We start from the raw sequence: 25,530 nt of genomic DNA, 5'->3' as shown, positions 1-25,530 counted from the left end.
ACCATGGATTGGGAAGAGCTTTTACAGCAGTACAGGCAGCGAAAAGAGAAGATCTTTGAAGGGGGCGGTAAGGAGCGTATTAAAAAAATCAAAGATGCTGGTAAACTGACCGCCCGGGAACGTATTGAGTATTTGCTAGATCCAAACAGTTTTGTAGAACTTGGCGCTTTTGTGGAACATCGTGCGACGGCTTTGGGTATGGATAAAACTAAAGCGCCTGCAGATGGCGTTGTCACGGGTTTTGGAACCATTAATGGCCGTTTGGTTTTTGTAGCTTCACAGGATTTCTCAGTATTGGGTGGTTCTGTGGGGGAAATGCACGCAGCTAAAATAGCCAGAGTGCAGGATATGGCACTGCAATACAAAGCCCCTGTGATCATAATGAATGATTCTGGTGGTGCACGTATTCAAGAGGGCGTAGACGCCTTAAAAGGGTACGGTGACATTTTCTACAGAAACGTTAAAGCATCAGGTGTAGTTCCACAAATAGCTGTAGTTTTTGGGCCTTGCGCTGGTGGCGCAGTTTATTCGCCCGCACTCATGGATTTTGTTTTAATGACCTCCAATGCATACATGTTTATAACAGGGCCAAAGGTAGTAGAAACAGTGACTGGCGAAAAGGTAACAAATGAACAGCTTGGTGGTCCTCTGGTTCATGCCCAAAAATCTGGTAACATACATTTTGTTGCAGACACAGATGAAGAAGCCATTGATTTGACGCGTAGGTTACTTTCATATTTACCGAACAGCGCTTACGAAAAACCCATGTACATAGAACCAAAAGATGATCCAACCAGGTTGGTTCCAGAGCTTGCGGACATCATACCTGCTGAGCCTAACAAGGCTTTTGACATAAAAAAGGTTATACAAGCGATAGTGGATGATGGAGAATTCTTGGAAGTACAGCCGGAATTCGCTCGAAGCATGGTGACTGGCTTTGCCAGGTTGGGTGGTCACGTGATTGGCATTGTGGCAAACCAATCTTCGTACATGGCTGGTGTTTTGGACATCGATTCTTCAGATAAAGCTGCTCGATTTGTTAGAACATGTAATGTTTTTAATATTCCCATTGTGACATTAGTGGACACACCTGGGTACATGCCTGGAACCCAGCAGGAATACGGTGGCATAATACGTCACGGAGCAAAGCTGCTTTATGCCTATTCTGAGGCAGAAGTTCCCAAGATTACTCTCATAGTAAGAAAAGCATTCGGCGGAGCCTACATTGCGATGGGTTCCAAGCATCTTGGTGCTGACATGGTGCTGGCTCTTCCATCAGCACAGATTGCTGTCATGGAGGCTGAAGGAGCAGCCAACATCGTTTTCAGGAAAGAGATAGAAAGTGCTGAGAATCCTGATCAAGTCAGAGCAGAAAAGATAAGCGAGTATAGGCAACAATTTGCAAATCCCTATGTGGCCGCTTCCAGGCTTTATGTTGATGACGTTATTGAGCCTCAGTTTGTGCGTTTAGCTATTTACAATGGCCTTGAACTTACGTTTTCGAAGAAAGGCTCTGTAGGTGTGAAGCATGGAAATATTCCGCTGTAGGGGCGATGAGATATGATGGCAAGCTTTCTTGACGCTTTAGTACTCACTGTCGTGGGATTGGCTGTCGTCTTCCTTGTTCTCGCCATAGACGCTTTAGTAACCTCATTGCTAAAGTCTGCAAGCCGAGAGAAGAAAGAAGTAGCTACCCCACCGCCTAGTCAAAGAACATTATTTGAGCAGGAGTCAACAAAAGGTTTACCAGAGGCAGAGGAAGAGGGAGAGACCTTGGAAGAAGTTGAACCAGAAGTCGTGGCGGCTATTGCAGCCGCTTTGCATTATCACATGTTAAGAATGTCAAGGGTGAATTACGGCGTTGTGCGCCGCACTGATGTTAGGAGGGGACTGTGATATGGGCAAAGTATTCCAATATGTGGTTAGAGTAAATGGGAAAGAATACAATGTAGAGATCGAATCTGAAAATGAAGAGATTTTTCTTAAGAGCGTGACCAGAGCCGCCACAAGCGAAACACAAACACGACGGGAGGAAAGTACTCAGAAGGTTGAGCCAGCGCCTACCGCTGCAGGCACTTCAGCACCTACTACTTCTAGTGTACCTCAAAAGCCTGCTACTCCATCTAAGACTGGAGGTACAGTGGTGGAGGCTCCACTACCAGGTAAGATTCTCAGAATTAACGTGTCAGCGGGAAGTCAGGTAAAACGAGGTGACCTGCTCCTAATCTTAGAGGCAATGAAAATGGAAAACGAAATCCTGGCGCCAGTAGATGGAGTTGTGGACAGCGTACTAGTTTCGCCAAACCAAACAGTAAATACTCACGATCCCTTAGTAGTGCTGAAGTAGGTGCAGCATATGGAACTAACGATATCTAATCTGTTTCAAACCCTTTGGCAAAGCACCAGCATTGCTGCCGCAGGTGCCGCTCAATGGAAAGATTGGATCATGGTTGCTGTAGCGCTGATACTTCTTTATTTAGGTATTTTTAAGAAAATAGAACCGTTGCTACTCGTTCCAATCGGTTTTGGTGCCTTGCTTTCTAACCTACCGGTGGCAGGTGGGTATTTTTTGTCTCTGGAATACGTTAAACAGGTTGGTGAGTTAAATCAAATTGTCAGTCCACGTTTACCATTGCTAGGGGACATCCTTTATTTCGGCGTGAAAAACGAAATCTATCCCATACTAATCTTCATCGGTATAGGGGCTATGACTGACTTTGGACCATTGATCGCACAGCCTTCATCGTTCCTGATGGGGGCTGCATCGCAATTTGGCGTGTACGCGGCACTGATAATATCTGTTGTACTGGGATTCAATTTAAAGGAAGCGGCTGCCATAGGAATCATAGGAGGTGCAGATGGGCCCACTGCCATTTACCTGGCAGTAAAATTAGCCCCTCACTTACTTGGACCCATTGCTGTGGCTGCTTACACTTACATGTCCCTTGTTCCTATCATACAGCCTCCCATAATGCGTCTAATGGTAACGGAAAAAGAAGCGAAAGTGAGAATGAAGGAGCTTAGGACTGTAAGCAAGGTTGAAAGAATACTGTTCCCGATTGCAATAACTGTGGTTACTTCTATTTTCGTACCTGCGTCGACACCACTCATAGGAGCCATAATGTTCGGGAATCTCTTAAAGGAGGCTGGCGAAACAAGAAGGCTCGCTGAGACGGCCGGAAACGAGCTCATAAACATTGTTACTATATTCCAAGCGTTGGCAGTAGGAGCTTCTATGAAAGCAGATACGTTCCTCACTTTGCAAACGTTGGAGATTGTGGTTCTCGGTGTATTGGCTTTTGCATTTGCTACGTTCGGTGGTTTGCTTTTGGGGAAACTTATGTATTACATAACAGGTGGAAAGGTGAATCCTCTCATTGGCTCGGCAGGGGTTTCAGCCGTACCCATGTCTGCCCGAGTTTCTCAAACAGTAGCACAGTCCTACGATCCAGACAATTTTGTGCTGATGCATGCTATGGGGCCCAACGTAGCAGGAGTTGTGGGGACAGCTGTTGCAGCTGGTGTTTTCCTCGCACTCTTAGGAGGTTAGTAGTCTATGGAGGTGTCAGAGCATTTAACGTGGGAAAAATTCTGGAGCGTAGTTGAAGGAAAAGAACAGTTGTACCTAGGCTCTAACACAAGAAATGAGCTGGAGCAAAAGCGTGAACAACTGCTGAGTATTTTGCAAGAGGGGAAGGTTATCTACGGAGTTAATACGGGTGTTGGATCCTTAAAGGATGTGGCACTTAAAGCTGACACGCTCGAGGAGTTCCAGGCTAACCTAATAAGAAGCCACGCGGAGTCGGTGGGACAAAGAGTTTCAAGGTCAGTCACCAAAGGTGCCATGGTACTTTTGGCGCATAGCTTGGCCCAAGGATTGTCTGGGGTCAGTCCCGAACTGCTGGAAAGAATCCTATTTGCAATCAACATGGACTACATACCCAGAGTAGGTTGCTTCGGTTCTGTGGGTGCCAGCGGTGATTTGTCATTCTTGGCCACACTAATGCTAGGTATTGTTGGTGAGAAACCTGTGTACGATGCTTCAGGTAATCCCCACGTGCTCGAGAAATTTGCACTGAGAGAAAAAGAAGGCCTTGCCGTAATAAACGGCACTCATTTTTCTCTTTCTCACATGATTCACTTGTTAGAAAAGTTCAAGAGGCTCGAAAAGATGACGAGGTGGACCTACGCCCTTCATCTGGAGACAAGGAAAGCTATTGTTTCATTTCTCGATCCTTTGGTTAGTCAAGCCAAGCCAGATCCATACTTTGAGCAGCTACTCTCTTGGCTAAGGGAAGTGCTCAAGGATTCTTCTGCGGTCAGAAGGTCAGGTCCTGAGGTTCAAGAGCCCTATGTAATAAGGTGTTTCCCGCAGCTTTATGCGCCTGTCATAAGAACACTAGACAATGTCGATTCTTGGCTGGAGCAAGAGATGAACATTGTTAGCGATAATCCACTGTTCAAAGATAGTGAGCCTGTTTTTCAAGGCAATTTCCATGCTGAAAGTATTGCTGTAATGTCTTCACAGCTAAGGGCTCTCTTGCCTCTTATGGGCAATATCTTATATCAGCTGCAGGAAAAACTGCTAAACCCTGAGTTTAGTCGTGGTCTGCCAGCGTTTCTAGCTGAAGTACCAGGCCTTAACTCTGGTCTAATGATTGTTCAATACTTATCAGCAGATTTGCTTTCCGAAATCTCTATGCTGGCGAGTCCCATAACAATAATGAACCAAACCATGTCTACGGGGCAAGAAGACGTAGTATCTTTTGCTCCAACATCTAACAGACTACTTGAAAGGCAATTAGAACTGTACAAATACCTGCTTGCAAGCACACTGCTTGTTACCGTTAGGGCTTCTAGGATGGCCAACATAGAGGTTTCAACTGCCATACAAGAGGCATTGGAGTTCTACTTGCAGACAGATGTGGGGGGTGAACGTTCTTTTTCTGATGTCATAGAAGCTTTCGCGGATCAGCTTTAATTTAGTCTTTCAAACTCTTAGACTTTCTGAGTTATAATAGAGCAGGTACGAGGAGGTATAGATATGTCTGGACACTCGAAGTGGCACAACATAAAAGCTAAAAAAAGTAAGATGGATGCCCAAAGGGGCAAAATTTTCACTAAGTTGACAAGAGAATTAGTCATAGCTGCACGTGAAGGTGGCCCGAACCCTGATACAAACTTGCGACTACGCGTAGCTATAGACAAAGCTAGAGCGGCAAATATGCCAAAGGACAACATTGATAAAGCCATAGCCAAGGGAGCTGGGAATTTAGAAGGTCAAGAATTTGTTGAGGCTCTCTATGAGGGCTACGGTCCCGGAGGCGTTGCCATTCTAGTCGAGGTCACCACCGATAACAAGAATCGTACTGCGGCAGATGTACGCAGAATATTTAGTCGTCACGGTGGAACTCTCGCAGAGAGTGGAGCTGTGAGTTGGCAGTTCGAAAGGAAGGGCGTCATTGAACTGAACAAAGAACAGGTTCCCTCTATCGACGAACTTACGCTGGAACTTATCGATTTCGGAGTAGATGATGTTTTAGAGGAAGATGATTCGGTAACCATATATACGCAACCCGATGCGCTGTCGAAAGTATTGGATCACCTAAATGAGGTCGGCATTGAAGTCTCAAGAGCGGAATTGGAGTTCATACCGAAAAACTATATTTCTGTGTCGGAAGAAGAGGGACGGAAAATACTCAGCATGCTTGAAGAGTTGGATGACAATGACGACGTGCAGGAAGTCTATACAAATGCCGACTTGCCAGAGGTATTAACGGCTGAAGAATAGTGGTTGTATTTGGTGTTGATCCGGGTAGTACACGTGTGGGCTTGGCTTTGCTAGATGACGAAAGTAGAAATTGGCTACATGTGCAGTGTTTAGAACTAACAGGGCTGCCTGAGCATTTGAGATACACAACCATAGAGCGCTATGTGGGCGCTTTGTGCGACGTGTTCAATCCCGAAGAGATGGCTATCGAGAAGCTTATTTGGGGCAAGAACAGAAATAACTTGCTCCAAATAAGCGAATGTCGTGGTGTAGTGAAGTTAGTGGCATACAAGAGAGCCATAAAGGTTTTTGAGTACTTTCCTACTGAGGTCAAATCCTTTACTACTGGCTATGGTCACGAGGAAAAGGCGGGTATTGTTCGCACTCTGCAGGCTGAAACAGGCTTTGACCTGTTGCCCTTGTTTGATGATGCCTCGGATGCCATGGCAATTGCCTGGATTCATGTTCTGATGAGGAATAACCGTGCTGTTGAAAGTTAGTGGAACACTTAGTCAGGAAGACGAGTCTTATTGGTTTTCTTTGAAAACGGGTTTGTCCATCGAAGTAACCAGATGTACCACTAGGGCCGGAGATGGCGAATACTTGTTTTTTGTTTCTTTTGACAATGATATACGCGTTTTTGTTTTTTCTAACAAGGAAGAATTTGGTCTTTTTCAGGTACTTAAGAATGTGAAGGGCGTCGGAAACATTAAAGCTTCTCGAATACTTTCGTTGTATGATGTACAGCAACTTCTAAACATGATCAAAGCTGGCGATGAGCATGAGCTGGCACTACTGCCTGGTATAGGAGAACGAACGGCCAAAAGAATAGTGGCGGAACTTAGTGGTCGTTTGACACATACCCGCCACGACTTCGACAATGATTTTATGGAAGTGGTAAATGCAGCTTGCGACTTGGGCTATGAACGTAATGTGGTAACAGAGCTCTTAAATGGTAGTAGTGAATGGCGAGATAAAACATTGGAAGATGCATTAAGATGGGTAATAAGGGAACTCAACAAGAAGGCGTAATGGAACTTAAAGAGTTTGTTGGCCAAACAACTGCCGTATCCTCAGTATCCTTTAGTGTGGAAGCAGCTAAGAAGCTTGGCAAAATGCCCGATCATATGCTCTTTTTTGGCCCTCCTGGTTTGGGTAAAACCACTCTAGCCAGGCTGGTGGCTCAGGAAGTGGCAGCGAATTTTGTTGAGACCACAGGTAATAGCCTAACCAATGTGAAAGATGTTCTAAACATACTTCTTTCATTTTCACGTCCTACGGTTTTTTTTATAGATGAAATTCATCGCATACCAAAATCGGTAGAAGAGCTTCTCTATGCTCCCATGGATGAGCAAGTTATCAGAGTCATGGTTGGTAAGAATAAGACTGCTCGCATAATCAAGTTTGATCTTCAGCCTTTCACTCTAATCGGAGCGACGACAAAGATTTCTTTCTTAAGTAAGCCATTTTTAAGTCGATTCTCCATAAAGATCTCTTTTAACTACTACGGCGAAGAGGAAATAGGGAAGATTATAAAAGAAGAACTAGCACAGCAAGGGTTGGATATTTCTGCTGAAGCCTTGCGGGAGATTGCTAAAAGGAGTAGAGGAACCCCGCGCGAGGCTTTACAGATTTGCAGAAGAGTGGTGGAATATGCCGCGCTCAATCATCTTGAAACGTTAGACGTAGGAGCAATCATTGATTTGTTTAATCTACTTAACATTGATGAATATGGCTTGTCTCCCTTAGACAAAGATTACATTAGAACGCTAGCAGAGACATTTAAGGGAGGTCCTTCTGGCATCAGAGTACTTGCATCAGCTCTGGGAATGGATGTAGAAACCCTTGAAGGGGTTGTTGAGCCGTACCTGATGATGCTCGGATTCGTGACAGTCACAAGCCGTGGAAGAAAGTTAACTGACAAAGGATGGAAAGCATACGAAAAGGTTATTTGTTCATAGCTGCTGTGGGCCATGCCTATATGCTTCTTTTTCACATTTGCCCCAAGTGGACACAATGTTGGGAAGTTTCTTTAACCCCAATATTGAGCCACCTAGCGAGTGGATAAATAGAGCCCAGTCTTTCTTGAATGTGTGTGAGCTTTTGTCTGTAAGTGGAGAAGTTATTCCGGAGTTACCAAAGAAGGAGCTTCATGAACTGCTTTTCAGTAGAAGATGTGCTTTCTGTTATGACTTGAGGCTAACTGAAGCCGCAAACAGCGCAAAGCAAAGAGGTTTTGACATGTTTACCACTACATTGCTAAGTTCTCCTACTCAAAACCAAGACTTACTGCGCGGGATATTAAGTGCCATTGAAAGCAAGCTTTCCATACAGGTGTATTATTTTGAGGTGACCCATGAAGAGTATATGAATAAGATGAGAGAGCTGAAGGATATGGGCATCTATGTTCAAAATTACTGTGGTTGTTACGGCTCGCTTTTAGAGCGAGAAGTGCAAAGGTTTGAGCAGCTGTGGAGGTGAAACGTTTGTCAGCTTTGGAGGAACTACTCAATTACGAACTGCCAAAACACCTTATTGCTCAGAAGTTAAGTGACCCCAGAGATGCTTGTAGGCTACTAGTGGTTCATCGTGATACTGGTACTTTGGAGGACAAGCGCTTTTATCAGATCAAGGATTACGTTAAGCCTGGTGATGTACTAGTGCTTAATAACACAAAGGTACTAAAAGCACGAATAAAGGGACGCAGAAAAACTGGTGGCGCAGTGGAAATTCTGCTTGTTCGACCATTAAGAGATAATGTATGGGAGTGCCTCCTTAAACCGCTTAGAAAAATCAAAATTGGCGAGGTGCTCTTGTTAAACGGCGGAGCAGAAGTCAAGCTCTTGGAACGTACAGAGAGAACAGCGATCATTGAACTGGGGATGTCTGCTCAAGAGCTTGATAGTTATCTGGACGATTGGGGAGAGGTACCGACTCCTCCTTATATAAGAAGAAAAGTGCCAGCCGAAGAATATCAAACAGTGTTTGCCTCGAAACCTGGTGCTGTGGCAGCTCCTACTGCAGGTCTGCATTTCACTGAAAATCTGCTGCAAGATCTGAAGAACATGGGAGTAAAAATCTCTTACGTAACTTTACATGTGGCGCTCGGTACCTTTGAATCACTAGCATCGGATTGGCAAGAGAAGAGTGAACTTCATCAAGAGACGTTCTTCGTCTCCGCTGAAACGACCAAAACTGTCAATGAAGCGAAGGAATCCGGGCACAGCGTTTTTGCAGTGGGAACAACGGTGGTTAGAAGCTTGGAATCAGCAGCATGTGATGACGGGAAACTAAATTCGGTGTTTTCGGATACATCATTGTTTATTAAGCCTGGTTACAGCTGGAAGGTCGTTGACAAGCTTGTGACGAATTTTCACCTTCCCCAGACCAGTTTGCTCCTGTTGGTATCCTCTTTTGCAACACCGGATCTTATTTTAAAGGCATACAGGCACGCCATTGAGGAAGAGTACAAGTTTTACAGCTTAGGCGATGCCATGCTCATACTTTGAAAGTTAGGGTGTTCGATATGTTTGAGATATTCAAGGAAACAGATAAGGGACGAACTGGGCAACTTTCTTTAAATCATGGTATTGTAACAACGCCAGTCTACATGCCAGTTGCTACCAGAGGGGCCATAAGGGTTGCACCCCTTAATGAACTTAAGCAGTTAGGGTACAGTTTGATTCTTAACAATACTTATCACTTAGTCCTTAGACCAGGGCTTGAAGTTTTGGAGAAGATCGGCGGGACCCATCGCTTTATGGGCTGGGATAAAAACGTGTTAACTGATAGCGGAGGTTTTCAGATCTATTCACTCAAGCATTCCATGAAGATTAGGAACAATGGCTTGGAATTCAGATCTCCCATAGATGGAACAAAATTCTTCTTTACTCCCGAATTCGTTGCTCGAGCTCAGAACATTATAGGCAGCGATATTGCCATGCAGCTAGATGTGTGCTTGGGTTATCCTGCTAGTGAAAGTGAAGCTAAAAAAGCGATGGATGTGACACTTAGGTGGGGAGAAAGATTCTTGTCTGTGGAGCCGCTACAAGGTCAAAAACGGTTTGGCATCGTTCAGGGTGGCTTCAGCAAACGTCTTCGACGTGAAAGCGCAGCACTGACTGCTTCTCTTCCTTTTGATGGATTCGCCATTGGTGGACTGTCTGTGGGCGAACCAGAAGAACTCATGTATGAGCTAACTTACGAGGTGCTGGATGCGTTACCTAAACAGGCACCTAAATACATGATGGGAGTAGGCGACCCTGTGCAAATTGTTGAACTCGCTAGTATGGGTATAGACATGTTTGACTGTGTTCAGCCAACAAGACATGCAAGGCATGGCTGGGTTTACTCTTGGCAAGATGGACCTCAGGTCATTGTTCGAGGAAAATACAAGTTTGATTTTAGACCCTTAGAGTATCAGCCGCAATACACCTACGGTTATCTGCATCACCTTTTTAAGGCTGGGGAACCGCTAGGGCTTTTCGTTGCCACAGTGGAAAACCTTTCCTACATGGCTGATTTAACGCGGAAATTACGAGCAGCTATTGAAGGTGGCTCCGTTGATAGCTTGAAAGAGGAAATCCGTTACCAATGGAGAAAACGTATAATAGGTGAGTAAGAGAGAAAATCTATGTGGTAGTACAGCGTAAGGCATGCACGTTATAAATGAAGGAGGGCAAAGGATGAGCAAAGAGTGGAAAATTGGTATTGCTGCGGCTCTTGTAGTGGTGAGCCTGTTGTTTTTGATTTTGGCGTTGCCGGTGAATTTGCCGGGTATTGGCTATGATATGCAAAAGGTCGTTCGCGATCAGTGGGGTATAAAATTCCGCTTTGGCTTGGATATAAAAGGCGGAGTTCAGATCACTCTAGAAGCAGTGCCTTACGAGAACCAAACGCTTACGCAAGATGATGTTAATCAGCTGAAAACGGTTTTAGAAAACAGAATTAATACACTTGGATTGGGAGAAATAAAGATTTATGATGATCCGGGTGATTGGAAACGAGTAGTGGTGGAGATTCCTGCAGATGTTCTTAGCGAAAAAGAAATGGATGCACAAGGAGTGGTAGATTTTTTGGGTAAACCAGCTAAACTAGAATTCGTCGATCCGGAGGGCAACGTGGTAATTACTGGGGCCGATTTAAAAAGTGCATATGTGACTACGGACCAGGCTGGTCTACCTGCCGTGGGGCTTGAATTTACCTCGCAAGGCGCTAAGAAGTTCTATGATGCTACTTCCAAGTGGGTGGGTCAAACAATCGAGATAAGGTTGGATGGTCAGGTGATCTCCTCTCCTACTGTTCAGGAAGCTATTTCCGGTGGCAAAGCTTCCATAACCGGTAGTTTCACCATAGCTGAAGCTCGCCAATTGGCGGCTCTCTTACAAGGTGGTGCTTTACCTACTCAGATTAAAGTGAGCGCACTAAGGAATGTAGGACCTTCTGTGGGCTCACAGGCGTTGGAAGGTATGGAACTCGCAGGTATTGCTGCAGCCATAGCCATAATCTTCTACATGATAATAAACTACGGTGCGCTAGGAGGAATGTCAATTCTGAGCTTACTCAGCTTTGTTATCTTGGATGCAGCTATATATATTGGTATGTTTAAGGCTGTCTTGTCACTTTCAGGAATCGGTGGTTTCATTTTGACCTTGGGTATGGCAATCGACAGTAACATCATTTTGTATGAACGATTTATGGAAGAGTTAAACAAGGGGAAGACACCGCGTAGAGCTGTTGAAGATGCCTTTAGGCATGCTTTTGTAACAGTAATTGACTCAAACGTATCCGTAATAGTAGTATCCCTTATTCTTTTCTACCTTGGCGCCCCCACTCTGAGAGGTTTTGCAATAACACTTGGGTTGGGTGGAGTGCTGAACATTGTTCTACCTTGGCTCCTACTGGATCCCCTGTTAGAATCCTTTGTTTCGTCTAGGTCTGAGAAAGCGGAGGTGCAAGCATGAAAAACGTTTGGTTTGGTTTCCCTTTGTTTTCTAAGCTTCCTGTGGAAGTTGTTAAGAATAGAAAGAAGTTTTACACTGCGTCCATTGTTGTTATACTTGTTGGCTTCCTGTTTATGGGTATAAATTACGCTAGGTATCACGAACCGTTAAATCTGGGTGTTGACTTCAGCGGTGGTGTAGTGTTTACCGTTACTCTCCCTGAGAACAAGGATGCTTCGGAGTTAACCAGAATAGCTTTAGAGGCAGGCATCCACGATCCCATAGTAAGAAAGTCCGGTGCAAACGAATATGAACTTAGGGCAAAAATAGATGAGGCCGCACTTCCCACTGTTAGAGAATCATTACAGGCTAGTGCTAGTGTAACTGATGAGAATTTCGTTGGCCCCTCTGTAGCTAGTTCACTTATAAAGAATGCTGTTTTGAGCTTGACTGTGGCGCTCTTAGCACTACTGGTTTACATCTCTGTCAGGTTCAGATTCAAATATGGTCTAGCAGCCGTGCTGGCATTGTTGCATGACGTTTTGGTCACCATAAGTATCTTTGCCATTTTCTTCATACCAATAAACAGTCCGTTTGTGGCTGTGCTTCTCATATTGGTAGGTTATTCATTGCAGGACAGCATAGTAGTACTAGATAGGGTTCGTGAAAATAGAAAGCTTAACAGCAAGGCTTCCACAGCAGAAGTCGTTGAGTCGGCTATACACTCTGTGTTTAGGCGGTCATTGAATACATCCATTACCACTCTCATAGCTGCTTTATGCTTAATGATTTTTGCGTATCGATTCCTGCCTGACTTTACTACTGGTTTAACAGTCGGACTAATAACAGGAACGTATTCAAGTATTTTCATAGCGGCATCTTTACTGGTCGATTGGGGTGAGTAGTTGTGCGTGTAGATGATTTGAGACAATATATAAGGGATATACCTAATTTCCCCACCGAGGGAGTCATCTTCAGAGATATAACACCTTTGCTGAAGAATCCTGATGCATTTGCCACAACGGTTGACCTGATGGCAGAAGCAGTGAGCTCACTGAACGTCACTGCTGTAGCCGCTGTGGAAGCTCGTGGGTTCATATGGGGTGGTACTTTAGCTTACCGTCTGGGTGTGGGTTTCATTCCCATTAGAAAGCCTGGTAAATTGCCTTTTGAGGTAGTGGAGAAAGAATTTGAACTCGAATATGGCAAAGATGTTCTTCAAATACACAAGGATGCTGCAGGCCCAGGAGATTCTATTCTCATAGTAGATGATGTGTTGGCAACAGGTGGCACGGCCCAGGCCGCAGCTGACCTCGTAAACACATTGGGGGCGGACGTAGCTGGATTTTGCTTCCTCTTACGTCTCGGAACCATGGATGGTTACGAACGACTAAGTAAACTAGGCAAGAAGGTGTTTTATCTATTGACAGTCTGAAAAAGCTGAAAGACGAGCTTGTCACAAAGGTTTCTTCTTACATAGGTGATCCAGAAAAGATTGAAAGAGCTATTGAGTTTGCTGGCGTAGCTCATAGTGGTCAAAAACGACGCTCTGGTGAGGACTACATGGTTCATCCCCTCAGAGTCGCACTGATTTTAGCTGAGTTGTATGCTGACCAAGAATCTATAATTGCTGGAATTCTACATGATGTGGTGGAGGATACGCCTGTAACGCTAAGGGATGTTGAAGAAAACTTTGGTACAGAGGTAGCGCTTCTTGTAGACGGTTTGACAAAACTAAGAAAGTTACCAAAAGGTACGGGCTGGGAAGGTGCTCAAAAGGAGAATCTGCGCAAGCTTTTCTTAAGTGCAGCTCAAGATCCTCGTGTGGTCATAGTAAAACTGGCAGATCGGCTCCATAATATGCGCACCATACAATATCTACCTGCTGATAAGCAAAAGAGGGTGGCCAAAGAAACACTGGACATCTATGCTCCTTTAGCTCACCGTTTGGGTGTTTACAGGATTAGATGGGAATTAGAAGATCTTGCTTTCAAGACACTTTATCCAGAACAATACGAGTATATCTCGACTTTGGTAAATCAAAAGCTAAGAGGTCAGAGAGAAGTTATTGAAGAGGCGAGAACTAAAGTTGAAGACATGTTAAGAGCGCGTGGCATGGAAGCTAAAGTTGAAGGGCGAATGAAGCACCTGTATTCTGTTTACACCAAGATGCTTACTCAAAACAAAACCATTGACGAAATATTCGATCTAATGGGACTAAGGATAATCCTAAATACTGAAGAGGAATGCTACGTTACTCTGGGATTAGTTCATGCTGTGTGGCCACCTATCCCTGGAAGGTTAAAAGATTATATTGCTTTACCGAAACCAAACTTTTATCAGAGTTTACATACTACCGTCATCGGTCCTAAAGGGTTACCACTAGAAGTTCAGATCAGAACATGGTACATGCACCAAGTCGCTGAATACGGTGTTGCTGCACACTGGGCCTATAAAGAGGGCGTCACTCCTAAATCCACTTTGGAGAGGATAAATTGGCTGGAGCAGGTCTTCGCTTTTGAAGATGAGAAGGTGAAGAGTACTGACGAAATAACTGAGGCGGTGATGGACACCCTTAAAGAAGAAATACTGGTCTTCACCCCAAAAGGGGACGTAGTTTCACTACCCAAGGGTGCTACTGTTCTTGACTTTGCCTACCGCATACATACGGAGATTGGACATCACGCTGTGGGAGCAAGGGTAAATGGTGCATGGGTTCCACTAGATAAACAGCTTGAAATGGGCGATCGTGTAGAAATAATAACGAGCAAGAATCGTTCTGGCCCTAGCATAGAGTGGCTTAAAATAGTTAAGACTGCTCACGCTGCAGATAAAATAAATAGCTGGTTCCGTAAGAGAGATAGACAAGAGATCATTGAAGATTCAAGAAAGCTGCTGGAAGAATCTCTAAAAAGGTACGATCTCACATACCAAGAATTCATCGACACACTAAAATCCAAGAACATGAATGTGGAATCAACGTTAATCAATATCTTAAAGAACCAGTCCTCGCTGGATTTAGTCCTTAGAAATTTGGGACTTATTGCGCCCGAATTAGCTAAAGACGAGGAAAGCAAAACAGTAGCCACAAAAGAGCAAACATCCGTTAGCAGTGTGACTGGTATTCCATACCGCCTTGCAAAGTGCTGTAGCCCACTTCCTCCAGAGGACATTGTTGGCGTTGTAGAGAGTGGCCACGGCATAGTGGTCCATGCCGCTGACTGCAAGAATGTAAGTGATGCTAGCAAGACTATTTCACTTAGTTGGGATCAGCTGCATGGAGCCAAGAATAAGGATGGCTATCCTGTGGACATCAAAATCACTGCTAGGGATCGTTTAGGGCTTTTGGCTGACATCGGTTCTGTTTTCGCCGTGGCTGGTCTGAACATAGACAAGATCACTGTTCAAAGGAGACAACGGATTGAACAGATCAAGATCTTGGTTGAAGTAAAACTGAAGAACAAAGACGATTTTCAGGTCATACTTAACAAACTGTCTGAAATGCCAGAGATCATTGAGGTGGTGAAGGGTAAACAATGATACTTGTAATCTCTCGAGTGAGCAGTGCATCTATTACTTGTGATGGGAAAGAGATCGGATCTATTGACAAGGGACTTGTATGTTTTGTAGGTCTGGAAAAAGGAGACAACACTGAAAACGTTAGAAGAGGAGCTTTAAAGGTTAGTGACATCAAAATTTTCGAGAATGAGAATGGGCGGCTAGGCTTATCTTTGAAGGACATTGACGGCAGTGTAATGGCTGTAAGTAATTTTACCTTGGCTGGCTTTGTAGAAGGTAGAAGGCTGTCTTTTGATAACGCTTTGCCTTTTGAAGAGGCGAAATCGTTGTTTGAGGAGTTTTGTAACAGTTTGGATGCGAAGAAAAAGGTTTGTAGTGTGTTCGGATCGTACATGGAAATAACGATGAAGCACGACGGTCCTGTTAATGTTATTTTTAGGATATAAAGACAAACTTTTGATTCATTTAATTCTAGTAAACCAGCTCAGGGTCATAGTTAATTTGACCAATAACGAATACAATCTGTTAAGTTTCGTACCTTTTCTATAGTATAATCATGCGTAGGTTGTGCTGGGCGGAATTTGCGCTGACTGGCAGGTTGGGTTAGCAAGAGATGCAGGCGCAACACATAAGAGGAGGGGTATGCATGGCAAAGAGGAATATTAAAGAGGAAGCGAAGGAACTCAACGAGGGAATGGCTCAATTGGCGAGCGAGATCCCAGGGGTTATGAAAGGGTTCAATGAAGTTCATCATGCTGCAACAGCCGACGGAGCACTTTCCACGAAAGAAAAGGAACTCATTGCCTTGGGAATTGCTGTTGCAGTGAGGTGTTCTCACTGCATCGTAGCTCACGTTGGATCAGCTTTACAAGCCGGTGCAACTAGAGAAGAAATAATGGAAGCTTTAGGTGTGGCGATTATGATGAGTGGCGGTCCTGGAGTTGCATATTCAGTTGAAGCCATGGAGGTTCTTGAGGGCTTGACGCAGTGAGCAACAGTAACAATATGTTGGTAGCTACTTAGATGTGAAGTACTTCAAATTATTACGGACCTGTTGGGTAAGGTACTGACAGCAAATTCATTATACTGTTGATTGAAGGCTAAGTAGCACAACTACAACAAAGGAGAACAGGAGTTTTGACGCTGGTATTTTAGGACTCCTTATCCAATTTTGTTGTATATTGCCACAATCTTGCTAATATCGAAAATAACATAATCTGCATCGTTGAGCAGCCTGAATAACAAAAAGACCGGAATGGTCTGCAAGCAAGTGAATCATTCCCGAACAAGAGGTGATGCATTGTTAGGCAATTCAAAGATCATTGAAGTGGATAACTTAGAAAAATCGTATGGGGATGTACATGCAGTCAAAGGAATCAGTTTCTATGTTGAGGAAGGGAAGCTGTTTGCCTTTCTTGGTCCCAATGGAGCTGGGAAATCTACAACTGTTGACATACTCTGCACTGTACTGAAGCCCGATAGCGGGACTGTGGTCATTGACGGCAACATTTTGGGAAAAGAAGATGATGCCATAAGGCAGTCCATAGGAGTGGTGTTCCAATATGGTGTTTTAGATAAAACGCTGACAGTATGGGAAAACCTAATGTTCAGGGCTTCCTTATATGGGCTTGACATGGCATCTGCTCGAGAAGCGGTGGTACGTGCTTGCCAGTTGGCAGCAGTAACCGAGATCGTTAACCGCCCCTATGGAAACCTCTCTGGCGGGCAGCGTAGGCGATGCGACATTGCCAGGGCGCTAGTTCATACACCGAAGGTACTTTTTTTGGATGAACCTACTACGGGATTGGATCCTCAAACCAGAAAAAGAATGTGGGACCTGATTATTCATATGAAGGAACAGCTTGGCACTACTGTGTTTATAACTACTCATTACATGGAAGAGGCAGCACAGGCTGACTATGTTATCGTCATCGATGATGGACAAATCGTTGCTAAAGGCACCCCCTTGGAACTAAAAGAAAAGTACGCTTCTGACAGGTTAATCTTAGTGAGTTCAAACACTAGCAAGGTTGTAGAGCTCTTTCGCACCAGAGGTGTTGACTTTGCCGTGAATGGTGACAAAATCAGTGTTGCTTTAAAAACATCGCTTGATGCATTGCCATTATTGGAGCTTTGTAAGCAGTATTTACTTTCCTTTGAAGTTGTCTTGGGTTCCATGGACGAAGCATTCATAGCAATTACAGGGAAGGAGATAAGGGAATGATCATGCTTGCTCGAAGAAACTTAACAGTGTTTTTCCGTGATAAGGCAGCTGTTTTCTTTTCGCTCTTATCTGCTTTGATTGTATTTGGTCTTTATATATTCTTTCTCGGAGATTTGTGGACCTCAAACCTTGAAAGCATAGTTAACGGGCAAGAGATCATGGATAGTTGGCTCATTGCGGGTCTTTTGACAATCACCTCTTTTACTTCGGCCATGGGCGCTTATGGGGTCATGGTGGAAGACAAAGCAAGAGGAATCTCAAAGGATTTTTATGCCAGCCCGGTTAGTAGAAAAAACATAGTGGCAGGTTATGTACTGTCAGCGCTTGTTACAGGGTTTATTGTAGGTGTGATTACATTGGTGCTGGGCGAAGTCTACATTGTATCTAACGGAGGTAAATGGTTGGATGTTTTCTCCTTCATAGAGGTCATCGGAGCTCTGATAATCACTTCGGTGATGAATAACAGTTTATTGTTTGTACTTGTATCTTTCTTTTCCACTCCTGTTTCATTTTCTGCTGCTAGTACCCTTGTCGGAACCCTAATTGGTTTTATAACTGGCATTTATGTTCCTACTGGGGTACTGTCCAACTCTATGCAGTGGGTGATAAAGTTGTTTCCAGTTTCTCATGCAGGAGCATTGCTTAGGCAGATTATCATGGATAAACCGTTGTCGCTGGGATTTGGCGCAGTTCCTGTGGACAAAGTACTTGATGTGAAGGAAACGCTTGGAGTGGTGTTTTCTTTTGGAGGGCAACCAATGGAACCTTGGATGCATGTGCTAGTGATTTTAGGAACTGCCGTGCTCTTTTTCTCATTGGGAGTTGTTATCGTTTCCAGAACTAAGAATTTCACTTAATGAGGAAAGCTATTGGTGGAGATGACCGGATTCGAACCGGCGACCTCTTGCTTGCGAAGCAAGCGCTCTCCCACTGAGCTACATCCCCACGTATTCTATTTTACCTTAAGCCCCATGGTTTTGTATGGACATAGCAAGGAAAACGCCAGAATTACCTTACTTGACATAACTAACAGCCATAAGATATAATGAAAAAGACCCCAAAGCAGGGGTGGCGGAATAGGAAGACGCGCAGGATTGAGGGTCCTGTGGTTGTTGAGACCGTGCGGGTTCAAGTCCCGCCCCCTGCACCATGGTGGGCGGTTAGCTCAGTGGTAGAGCGCTTGCCTTACAAGCAAGAGGCCAGAGGTTCGAAACCTCTACCGCCCACCAAAGCGGGCTCGTGGTGTAGGGGCCAAACACGCCGGCCTGTCAAGCCGGAGATCGGGGGTTCAAATCCCCTCGAGCCCGCCATTTTAGTGCCGAGGTAGCTCAGTCGGTAGAGCAGGGGACTGAAAATCCCCGTGTCGGCGGTTCGATTCCGTCCCTCGGCACCATTTTTTTTGCCACTTTTTACGCGGCCTTCCCAAAATGATAAAACGATTATTCCAAAACACAAAGTACTAGGCATACCTTTGTAGAACTTCCGGGCTTTGGTATAATTTATTGGGTGCGGGCATAGTTCAGTGGTAGAACATCAGCTTCCCAAGCTGAGGGTCGCGGGTTCGAATCCCGTTGCCCGCTCCAAAAAGTGGCGCCTTGGCCGAGCGGTTAGGCACGGGACTGCAAATCCCTGTAGGGCGGTTCGACTCCGCCAGGCGCCTCCATAAAATGCCTCGTGCTTCAGGATCTCTGCTCATTTCTCGCAATAGGACAAAACGGTGCAAGAAGCTATTTCAAAGCCCAAATTTCCGGCTTTTCCTGCCTGGCTCGATTCTCTTCATACTAGCGATATGGAACGCTGAACTAATAACACAACGAAACGAAAGAGGTAAAATACATTTGCACCCGTTTGCACCCTGTTGCGCCCTTTGTATGGATTGTATTCGTTTTGAAGTAGGATGTCACATTCACATACTACTCAAAGCTTGTAGCCAATCTTTCTAAGTAAATCTTTACGGTCTTTTACGGCTTCCTCGTCTTCAAAACCAAGTGGAGAAAAGCCATCAACCACTCCAAGAACAGCGTTCCCCATGTCAGTTTTAGCAACTATTACTTGCATAGGATTAGCGCCTGCAGCATAAATGTGAGCCACTTCAGGGACATTCTTAATGGCATTTAGCACATTGATTGGGTAACCTTCTTCCATGACGATGATAAAAAAGTGACCTGCACCAATGTTCATGGCATTCTTCTTAGCTAATTCGATTAGCTTGTCGTCATTGCCACTAAACCTGATCAGCCGTGGGCCAGAAGCTTCATTGAATGCGAGCCCAAAACGTATATTGTAGTTACTGTTTACTATGGCTTCATGGAGATCTTCAACCGTTTTTATAAAATGTGCTTGTCCTAAAATAACATTTTGCTGCTCTTCCTTCTCCACAGGCACTAATAGGATTTCCACCAAAATTGCCACCTCCTCAGAGTGTTGTCTGTTCCTATTATTGATATAATAAATCAAAGTTATGACAGAAAGGCAAAGAAACATATTGATTACTCTTGTTGACTCTTACCTAAAAAATGGCCGTGCGCCTTCTTCTGCGCAGTTGTCAGAAATGCTAAACGAACAGTGGAGCAGTGCCACCATACGTAATGAACTGGCAGTGCTTGCTAAAAAAGGATATCTAAAGCAGGACACAAGGGTATCTCCTTATGAGCCTACTGAAGAAGGAGTAAGTCTGTACTTTGGCATGAAACTAATTGAGGCTCTCTTAAAGAATACATATGAAACTAACACAGAATTTAGGCAAATGGAGGCAGCTACAGTAGAAGATGTACTAGTAAATGGTGTTCAGTGGGTTAGCGAAGACGTCGGTTCTCCCTCCATTGGTATAGCCTTTGCAAAGCCGATGGTCTCTACTGTTAGATTTATCCCTATAACTGCTACAAAGGTTGCGCTGGTAGTAGTTTTTGACGATGGTACTGTGGAATCAGGTATAGCGAACCTTGAGATGGCAGTTACAGAAGCAAGTATGGAACTGCTTAGCTCTCTCTTAGATGAGCTGATTAAGAATAAATCGTGTTCTGACGCCGCCGATATCATAAAAGATAAAACAGACCTATTTGACAAAAAGTACGGACCTGTAAGGGATGTACTATACCGTTTACTTAAACAAAATGCTGGTAACCCGAAGGCAGTATACTTTCTAGGCGACAATCCCTCGCCCGAAACCATTAAAGAGATAAACACGCTACTCGAGGTAGCTAAACAGAATCCTGCATATGTCTATAACAGAATATTGTGGAGGATAGATCTTGGTGTTCTCTTGGATAAAGTTTTGGTGAATCAAAGCGTTGGCATGTTTGCAGACATAAGTACTAGCAAAGTTATGAGTTTCATGGGTACTTTTGTAAGGCGCGATAAAGATTTAGAAAAAGTAATTGATACTTTGAAAGGTGTGAAGGATATTGCCAGAAAAGAAATTCAAAAGATATGCGATTAAGGTGGAAGACGAACAAGATTTTGAGAAGTTATTAGCTGACCTACATGAACGTTTTCCTAACATGGGTTATCTCGTGCAAAATGCAAATGGAACAAGCATAGTCGAGTTGTACCTTCCTGAAGATGCTAAACTGCCAGAAGATATTTCCCAACGCTGGCCCATAGAAGAGCTGGGTTATGATAACCAGCAATGGCTAGATGACCTAAGGGGTAAATTCAAAGGGGTTAGTGTGGCTGGAACTCGAATTTTACCACCATGGGAAGAACATCGTGAAGATGACCTACTAATCTATCCAGGCATGGCATTTGGAACCGGAGAACACGCGAGCACACAACTGGCTTTGGTTCTTCTTAGTATTCTTCCACTGCAGGGAAAAAGCCTTCTTGACGTTGGAACGGGAAGCGGTATATTAGCTATCTACGCAAAGAAACGAGGATGCTCTAAGGTGACAGGCGTAGATATTGATCCCATTTCCGTAGAGAACGCTTTGGACAACGCAAAACTAAACGATGTAGACATAAGCTTTGAAGTAGCTGACGCCTACGAATTAAAGGGTGAGTACGATGTTGTGTCAGCTAACTTAGTTACTGATCTTCTCTTGGGCCTCAGAGAGGTTTTACAACCTTTGGCAAGAGAATTCTTAGTACTTTCTGGAATTCCTTTTGAAGATTACAATAGAATCGTGGAATCCTTTGGTGAGCCTTATTTAGCCGTTTTTGGGGAAGACTGGATTGCTTTTCTCTATAGAAGAACATAAACTATGCGCAAATATAGAGTCTTTGTAGAAAACAGCCTCATTGATCTGGACGAAAGAGTCGTTACCATTGACAAGAGTCTGCAGCGTTACATAGAACAGGTTTTAAGAGGAGCTCAGGACTGTAAAATAGTGGTGTTTGATGGTAGTGGAAAAGAGTATATCACCACATACGACATCGAAACTAAGTCTTTGGTCATTGAAGATGTGGTTTCTAATTGTATACAAAAAAGCTTCTCCATTTCACTGTTCCAGGCTGTTCCAAAAGGCACTGCAATGGATGACATCATAGCTCTCTGTTCGCAGCTTGGAGTTGATCAAGTATACCCAATGATCACAGCTAGAACCACTGTAAAACAAGTGGGTAGCAATAAACTGATGCGTTGGCAACGTATTGCTTTAGAATCTTGCAAAGTAGGTGGATTTTGCAGTACAACTGAGATAAAGCAGCCGCTTTTTCTACGAGATGCTCTGGCGCTGTTCAATGAAGCTGACTTGGTACTCTTTCTGTACGAAAACGCAGAAGCTAACCTAAGAAACTACACTACGGAAATTGAAAGAGCTAATCATATTGCACTAGTGGTAGGTCCAGAAGGGGGTTTCGACCCATCTGAAGCAGAGGAGCTTTCCAAACGCGCAATTACTACGAGCTTGGGTGCAGTCATATTCAGAAGCAGGTGGGCAGCTTCCGTTGCCGTAATGGCTATTGATTTTATCAAAGGGCTTGTAGGATGAAGTTTGCAGTTCATTTTTTCGGATGCAAAGTTAACCAGTATGATGCAGCACGCTGGACTATTGGTTTGGGTAAAAACTATGTGGCTCAGCCTAATGACGCCGATATCATTGTTTTGTTCAGCTGCGTTGTAACACACAAAGCAGAAGCAGAAGTAAGACGCTTTGTGCAAAAATGGAAAGCTCAAGGCAAGAAAATCATACTAACGGGCTGCGGAACAAACATCACCCTTACGGATCTGGCAGATGAGAGTGTCACTTTAGTACGTGTGGACCAGTTAGATAGTTTTATGCAGCAGTTGGGGAGTTTTTCGGCACCTAAGGTTATACCTTTCTATCCTGATCGTAGTCGTGGTTTCGTTAAGGTGGAAGAAGGCTGTAATTGGCGTTGCACATACTGCGTAAGTTCTTTGGAAAGAGGAGAAGTACGTAGCAGGCCTCTGGGGGAAATACTGCAGGAGATACGTTTGATGTCAGAAAGAGGCATTTCTGAGGTTGTATTGACAGGCACAAACTTAATGTTATGGCGAGAAGGGGAGAAGAATTATCTCGATCTAATAGAATGTGTATCAAAGGTAGCTGCTGAATACAATATGAGGGTCAGGCTTTCCTCAGTATACCCGGAAATGATTAATGCTAGAATGATTGAGCTCTTTTGTGTTTATCCATTGGCTAGGCATCTTCATATTTCCTTGCAAAGCGCCTCAGATAAGGTTCTAAAAAGCATGAACAGAGCCCCCTTGGGAGATCTTACTCAGATGTTGCTTCAGCTTAGGAATCTGGATAGCGGATTTGCTTTCACAGCTGACATCATAGTGGGCTATCCCACCGAAACAGTGCAGGATTCTCTTATGACTATGAGTTTTCTTTCGGATTTACGCTTTTCGAAAGTTCATGTGTTTCCTTTTTCAGTGAGACCTGGCACTCCAGCTTCGCAGATGAGGACACTTCCGAGTACTGTGGTTAGAAAACGCGCTGCATTACTAAATGAACTGGGTGAAACTCTTAAGAAGAGTTTCATAGAATCGCAGAAAAAAAGCTATAGGCCGGCTGTGTACTTAAGAAGTGAGAACCTGGCACTGACGGACAATTACATTTATGTCCCAAGTGAACCTTTTTCGGGCATTAAACACGTGCCCATTGTAGAAAACAGCTACATTATGTAGCCTGTGACAAAAACGTCCTCTATACCTCTTTCAAAGAAGTCTATTGTGGAACCGCGGAAAACTACATTACCATCACGCAGCCCAATCACAAATTTGCCGAAACTTGATAGAAAAGACAAGTCGTGCGATGAAATCACAAAATGTTTCTCGGGGTGCCTAGATAAGCTCTCAATGAGATCCTTTCTCGCTTCAGGGTCCAAGAAGCTTGTAGGTTCATCCATTAGTACATAGGGTGTATCTTGAAGGAGTATTCTGGCTATGAACACACGTTGCAGCCAACCAGAAGAAAGCGTGCCCATCCTGCGTCCTAACCACTTGGTAAGCTCTAGTTCTTTAGCTATAGTCTCAAGTTGTCTTTTGTTACCAGAGAGCATCAAGTAATTTCTTACAGTAAAGTTAGGATCATACGTGGGCTTTGCTGGCATGTACGCGAAGTAGATTGGTCTTGTTTCACGGAGAGTACCTTGCCATTTTACCTTCACAGGAGGCGATACCTTGAAAAAACCACCCAAAATCTTTAGTAATGTAGTTTTTCCGGAACCATTTGGTCCTATGAGAAACGTGGGAAAAGTATCAATGGTAGTGCTAGGTAAAGACAAACTAAAATGTGCGTTATAGGAAAAGCTTGTTTCAGGAACTATAATCACGAGACATACTCCAGAAGAAATACAGATAAAAGACTGCGCCAGCAAAACTAACCACGAGACCAGTGGGGATTTCAATACCTGCTAGTGATGTTCTTGCAATCACATCAGAAACAGCCATAAGCAATGCTCCAATGATGCTCGAAAATAAGAACAGCTTTAAGTGACCGCCTGAAACAATGCGACGAGCCATATTGGGAGCTGCCACTCCAACGAAACTGAATACACCAAAAATGGATGAAATTAAGCTACCTGCTAATGCGGAAACTGCAATGAGTAAGAACACTTCACTCTTGTAATTCACACCTAAGCTCATTGCTTCTTCCTTTGACAAGGTCAGGATGTCCAGTTGTTTACTACGGGACACAAGAACGAAGCAGAGCACTAAAGAAACAACCATGATAATCAGTTCACTGGTGCTCACAGTCCTAATATGCCCTAGAGTCCATGACAAAACGCTAGCTGCAGATGTGTAGAGGTAGAGAGAAATTAGTGAAATGGCACTGGAGAGGACAGAGTTAACCACAACTCCAGCTACTACAAGCCTTAAAATATCACTCCCACCCAAACTTCCCAGGGTGAAGGTTGCAATCAGTGCGATCATGCTTCCAGCTAGCGCAATCAACTGGCTTGGCCCAACTTTTAAGAACATTGAGAGTACCTTTCCAAGTACTGCACCTGAATTTACCCCGAGTAACCCACTGTCAACTAAGTAGTTCCGCGTCACGGTTTGCAGCGTCAAAGCAGTACACGAAAGTACCGCGCCAACTATGGACGCTGTAACGAACCTATTCAAACGGTAATAAAGAAGTGTAAGTTCGTCTTGCGTTGGCGATATCAAACTTACCTTGACCTGCCCCCATGACAAAGATACAAAGAACGTTATCACGTAGAGCAGTAGCAGCAATGCCAAGACATTTCGTTCGTCCTTCACAGTACCATTATATAGTAGGGTCAAACTGTGGTAAAATGGTTAGGAGTAAAGGCGGTGCCGAAAGGTAGAAATGGAATGCGTTTTTTGTAACATTGTTCAAGGAAAAAGTCCTGCCACGGTAGAATGGGAGGATGAAAAGGTTATTGCTATAAGGGATACTAATCCTCAAGCTCCGATACATTTATTAATTATGCCGAAAGAACATTTCCCCAGCATTGACAACGTTCCAAATGATATACTACTAGCAATGTTGGAGACAGCAAAAGCCTTGGCTACACGAGAAGGCTTTAGTAACGGTTATAGAATTGTCATAAACAATGGTCCCGATGGCGGTCAGACTGTTTATCATGCTCATGTTCATCTACTGGGAGGAAGGCCTTTTGGTTGGCCTCCAGGATAAAGCAGA

The 25,530-nt window shown here is 44.1% G+C and carries 28 protein-coding genes and 7 tRNA genes; 31 read left to right on the top strand and 4 right to left on the bottom strand.

The features are described 5' to 3' along the window. Positions 1 to 3: 3 nt before the first annotated feature. The 20 genes from COPRO5265_RS04305 (at position 4) to COPRO5265_RS04210 (ending at position 18,312) form a co-directional block, all read left to right on the top strand. A complete protein-coding gene (locus COPRO5265_RS04305; protein ID WP_012544207.1) occupies positions 4 to 1,548 on the top strand; it encodes an acyl-CoA carboxylase subunit beta in 1,545 nt (514 codons plus the stop codon). Positions 1,549 to 1,560: 12 nt separating this feature from the next. Beyond that, positions 1,561 to 1,896: an OadG family protein gene (locus COPRO5265_RS04300; RefSeq protein WP_012543822.1), complete on the top strand. Its 336-nt coding sequence runs from the start codon at positions 1,561 to 1,563 to the stop codon at positions 1,894 to 1,896. 1 nt (position 1,897) lies between these two features. Then, a complete protein-coding gene (locus COPRO5265_RS04295; RefSeq protein ID WP_012543678.1) occupies positions 1,898 to 2,347 on the top strand; it encodes a biotin/lipoyl-containing protein in 450 nt (149 codons plus the stop codon). 9 nt (positions 2,348 to 2,356) lie between these two features. After that, positions 2,357 to 3,550 (top strand): sodium ion-translocating decarboxylase subunit beta, encoded by a 1,194-nt coding sequence (locus COPRO5265_RS04290; protein ID WP_012544527.1) that lies wholly within the window; start codon positions 2,357 to 2,359, stop codon positions 3,548 to 3,550. Positions 3,551 to 3,556: 6 nt separating this feature from the next. Continuing rightward, positions 3,557 to 4,981, top strand: coding sequence for an aromatic amino acid ammonia-lyase (locus COPRO5265_RS04285; protein WP_012544637.1), 1,425 nt, complete (start codon positions 3,557 to 3,559; stop codon positions 4,979 to 4,981). Positions 4,982 to 5,044: 63 nt separating this feature from the next. Further along, positions 5,045 to 5,791: a YebC/PmpR family DNA-binding transcriptional regulator gene (locus tag COPRO5265_RS04280; protein WP_012544537.1), complete on the top strand. Its 747-nt coding sequence runs from the start codon at positions 5,045 to 5,047 to the stop codon at positions 5,789 to 5,791. After that, positions 5,791 to 6,270 carry a crossover junction endodeoxyribonuclease RuvC gene (locus tag COPRO5265_RS04275; protein WP_012543634.1) on the top strand — a complete coding sequence of 160 codons (480 nt, stop codon included), beginning with the start codon at positions 5,791 to 5,793 and terminating at the stop codon, positions 6,268 to 6,270. Before COPRO5265_RS04280 ends, COPRO5265_RS04275 begins: the two co-directional genes overlap by 1 nt. Continuing rightward, on the top strand, positions 6,254 to 6,802 hold the full coding sequence (ruvA, locus tag COPRO5265_RS04270) for a Holliday junction branch migration protein RuvA (RefSeq protein ID WP_012544330.1): 549 nt from the start codon (positions 6,254 to 6,256) through the stop codon (positions 6,800 to 6,802). Before COPRO5265_RS04275 ends, ruvA begins: the two co-directional genes overlap by 17 nt. Beyond that, the gene (gene ruvB, locus COPRO5265_RS04265) at positions 6,769 to 7,731 is read left to right on the top strand and encodes a Holliday junction branch migration DNA helicase RuvB (RefSeq protein ID WP_012544296.1); all 963 of its coding nucleotides are present in this window, start codon (positions 6,769 to 6,771) and stop codon (positions 7,729 to 7,731) included. The genes ruvA and ruvB overlap by 34 nt, the downstream gene beginning before the upstream one ends. Positions 7,732 to 7,777: 46 nt before the next feature. After that, positions 7,778 to 8,251, top strand: coding sequence for an epoxyqueuosine reductase QueH (locus tag COPRO5265_RS04260; RefSeq protein WP_236608185.1), 474 nt, complete (start codon positions 7,778 to 7,780; stop codon positions 8,249 to 8,251). Next, the gene (queA, locus tag COPRO5265_RS04255; protein ID WP_012544593.1) at positions 8,248 to 9,279 is read left to right on the top strand and encodes a tRNA preQ1(34) S-adenosylmethionine ribosyltransferase-isomerase QueA; all 1,032 of its coding nucleotides are present in this window, start codon (positions 8,248 to 8,250) and stop codon (positions 9,277 to 9,279) included. The genes COPRO5265_RS04260 and queA overlap by 4 nt, the downstream gene beginning before the upstream one ends. A 17-nt stretch (positions 9,280 to 9,296) precedes the next feature. Next, a complete protein-coding gene (tgt, locus tag COPRO5265_RS04250) occupies positions 9,297 to 10,391 on the top strand; it encodes a tRNA guanosine(34) transglycosylase Tgt (protein WP_012543948.1) in 1,095 nt (364 codons plus the stop codon). Between the two features lie 64 nt (positions 10,392 to 10,455). After that, positions 10,456 to 11,733, top strand: a complete 1,278-nt coding sequence (locus COPRO5265_RS04245) for a preprotein translocase subunit SecD (protein ID WP_012544623.1) — start codon at positions 10,456 to 10,458, stop codon at positions 11,731 to 11,733. Beyond that, on the top strand, positions 11,730 to 12,617 hold the full coding sequence (gene secF / locus COPRO5265_RS04240) for a protein translocase subunit SecF (RefSeq protein WP_012544447.1): 888 nt from the start codon (positions 11,730 to 11,732) through the stop codon (positions 12,615 to 12,617). Before COPRO5265_RS04245 ends, secF begins: the two co-directional genes overlap by 4 nt. A gap of 2 nt (positions 12,618 to 12,619) precedes the next feature. Continuing rightward, positions 12,620 to 13,147 carry an adenine phosphoribosyltransferase gene (locus COPRO5265_RS04235; RefSeq protein ID WP_012544278.1) on the top strand — a complete coding sequence of 176 codons (528 nt, stop codon included), beginning with the start codon at positions 12,620 to 12,622 and terminating at the stop codon, positions 13,145 to 13,147. Next, complete coding sequence (locus tag COPRO5265_RS04230; protein ID WP_322785166.1) at positions 13,135 to 15,252, top strand: RelA/SpoT family protein; 2,118 nt, start codon at positions 13,135 to 13,137, stop codon at positions 15,250 to 15,252. The genes COPRO5265_RS04235 and COPRO5265_RS04230 overlap by 13 nt, the downstream gene beginning before the upstream one ends. Next, complete coding sequence (gene dtd, locus COPRO5265_RS04225) at positions 15,249 to 15,677, top strand: D-aminoacyl-tRNA deacylase (protein ID WP_012544817.1); 429 nt, start codon at positions 15,249 to 15,251, stop codon at positions 15,675 to 15,677. The genes COPRO5265_RS04230 and dtd overlap by 4 nt, the downstream gene beginning before the upstream one ends. 200 nt (positions 15,678 to 15,877) lie before the next feature. Continuing rightward, on the top strand, positions 15,878 to 16,222 hold the full coding sequence (locus COPRO5265_RS04220; protein WP_012544030.1) for a carboxymuconolactone decarboxylase family protein: 345 nt from the start codon (positions 15,878 to 15,880) through the stop codon (positions 16,220 to 16,222). A 309-nt stretch (positions 16,223 to 16,531) separates the two neighbouring features. Continuing rightward, positions 16,532 to 17,455, top strand: coding sequence for an ABC transporter ATP-binding protein (locus tag COPRO5265_RS04215; RefSeq protein ID WP_012543774.1), 924 nt, complete (start codon positions 16,532 to 16,534; stop codon positions 17,453 to 17,455). Beyond that, positions 17,452 to 18,312, top strand: coding sequence for an ABC transporter permease (locus tag COPRO5265_RS04210; protein WP_012544424.1), 861 nt, complete (start codon positions 17,452 to 17,454; stop codon positions 18,310 to 18,312). Before COPRO5265_RS04215 ends, COPRO5265_RS04210 begins: the two co-directional genes overlap by 4 nt. A gap of 13 nt (positions 18,313 to 18,325) precedes the next feature. On the opposite strand, the gene COPRO5265_RS04205 is transcribed toward COPRO5265_RS04210, so the two are convergent. Then, a tRNA-Ala gene (locus COPRO5265_RS04205) sits at positions 18,326 to 18,400 on the bottom strand. A gap of 117 nt (positions 18,401 to 18,517) precedes the next feature. Here COPRO5265_RS04205 and COPRO5265_RS04200 point away from each other — a divergent pair. From COPRO5265_RS04200 to COPRO5265_RS04175, 6 genes are all read left to right on the top strand, one after another. Beyond that, positions 18,518 to 18,605, top strand: a tRNA-Leu gene (locus tag COPRO5265_RS04200). Between the two features lie 4 nt (positions 18,606 to 18,609). After that, positions 18,610 to 18,684 (top strand) — tRNA-Val (locus tag COPRO5265_RS04195). 4 nt (positions 18,685 to 18,688) lie between these two features. After that, a tRNA-Asp gene (locus COPRO5265_RS04190) sits at positions 18,689 to 18,765 on the top strand. 7 nt (positions 18,766 to 18,772) lie between these two features. Further along, positions 18,773 to 18,848, top strand: a tRNA-Phe gene (locus tag COPRO5265_RS04185). 115 nt (positions 18,849 to 18,963) lie between these two features. After that, a tRNA-Gly gene (locus COPRO5265_RS04180) sits at positions 18,964 to 19,038 on the top strand. Positions 19,039 to 19,044: 6 nt separating this feature from the next. Next, positions 19,045 to 19,118: transfer RNA gene (locus COPRO5265_RS04175), tRNA-Cys, on the top strand. A 254-nt stretch (positions 19,119 to 19,372) separates the two neighbouring features. Here the strand turns inward: COPRO5265_RS04175 and COPRO5265_RS04170 are convergent. Continuing rightward, positions 19,373 to 19,855, bottom strand: coding sequence for an adenosine-specific kinase (locus tag COPRO5265_RS04170; protein ID WP_041736102.1), 483 nt, complete (start codon positions 19,853 to 19,855; stop codon positions 19,373 to 19,375). Between the two features lie 61 nt (positions 19,856 to 19,916). Here COPRO5265_RS04170 and COPRO5265_RS04165 point away from each other — a divergent pair, with 61 nt between their 5' ends. The 4 genes from COPRO5265_RS04165 to COPRO5265_RS04150 are packed head-to-tail and all read left to right on the top strand — an operon-like array spanning position 19,917 to position 23,546. Then, positions 19,917 to 20,894: a LexA family protein gene (locus COPRO5265_RS04165; RefSeq protein ID WP_012543492.1), complete on the top strand. Its 978-nt coding sequence runs from the start codon at positions 19,917 to 19,919 to the stop codon at positions 20,892 to 20,894. Further along, positions 20,860 to 21,651 (top strand): 50S ribosomal protein L11 methyltransferase, encoded by a 792-nt coding sequence (locus tag COPRO5265_RS04160; RefSeq protein WP_143708100.1) that lies wholly within the window; start codon positions 20,860 to 20,862, stop codon positions 21,649 to 21,651. Before COPRO5265_RS04165 ends, COPRO5265_RS04160 begins: the two co-directional genes overlap by 35 nt. Positions 21,652 to 21,654: 3 nt before the next feature. Then, positions 21,655 to 22,383 carry an RsmE family RNA methyltransferase gene (locus COPRO5265_RS04155; protein ID WP_012544800.1) on the top strand — a complete coding sequence of 243 codons (729 nt, stop codon included), beginning with the start codon at positions 21,655 to 21,657 and terminating at the stop codon, positions 22,381 to 22,383. After that, positions 22,380 to 23,546, top strand: a complete 1,167-nt coding sequence (locus COPRO5265_RS04150; protein WP_012543963.1) for a radical SAM protein — start codon at positions 22,380 to 22,382, stop codon at positions 23,544 to 23,546. The genes COPRO5265_RS04155 and COPRO5265_RS04150 overlap by 4 nt, the downstream gene beginning before the upstream one ends. Here COPRO5265_RS04150 and COPRO5265_RS04145 read toward each other — a convergent pair. Continuing rightward, a complete protein-coding gene (locus COPRO5265_RS04145) occupies positions 23,534 to 24,193 on the bottom strand; it encodes an ATP-binding cassette domain-containing protein (protein ID WP_012544636.1) in 660 nt (219 codons plus the stop codon). The genes COPRO5265_RS04150 and COPRO5265_RS04145 overlap by 13 nt on opposite strands. Continuing rightward, a complete protein-coding gene (locus COPRO5265_RS04140) occupies positions 24,177 to 25,124 on the bottom strand; it encodes a FecCD family ABC transporter permease (RefSeq protein ID WP_236608184.1) in 948 nt (315 codons plus the stop codon). The genes COPRO5265_RS04145 and COPRO5265_RS04140 overlap by 17 nt, the downstream gene beginning before the upstream one ends. 70 nt (positions 25,125 to 25,194) lie before the next feature. Between COPRO5265_RS04140 and COPRO5265_RS04135 the strand changes: the two genes are divergently transcribed. Beyond that, positions 25,195 to 25,524 carry an HIT domain-containing protein gene (locus tag COPRO5265_RS04135; RefSeq protein WP_012544156.1) on the top strand — a complete coding sequence of 110 codons (330 nt, stop codon included), beginning with the start codon at positions 25,195 to 25,197 and terminating at the stop codon, positions 25,522 to 25,524. The last annotated feature ends 6 nt before the right edge of the window (positions 25,525 to 25,530 follow it).

The sequence above is a fragment of the Coprothermobacter proteolyticus DSM 5265 genome, assembly GCF_000020945.1.
GTDB lineage: Bacteria > Coprothermobacterota > Coprothermobacteria > Coprothermobacterales > Coprothermobacteraceae > Coprothermobacter > Coprothermobacter proteolyticus.
The sequence above is the reverse complement of the archived record's forward strand: the minus strand, read 5'-3'. Positions and strand labels throughout refer to the sequence as shown.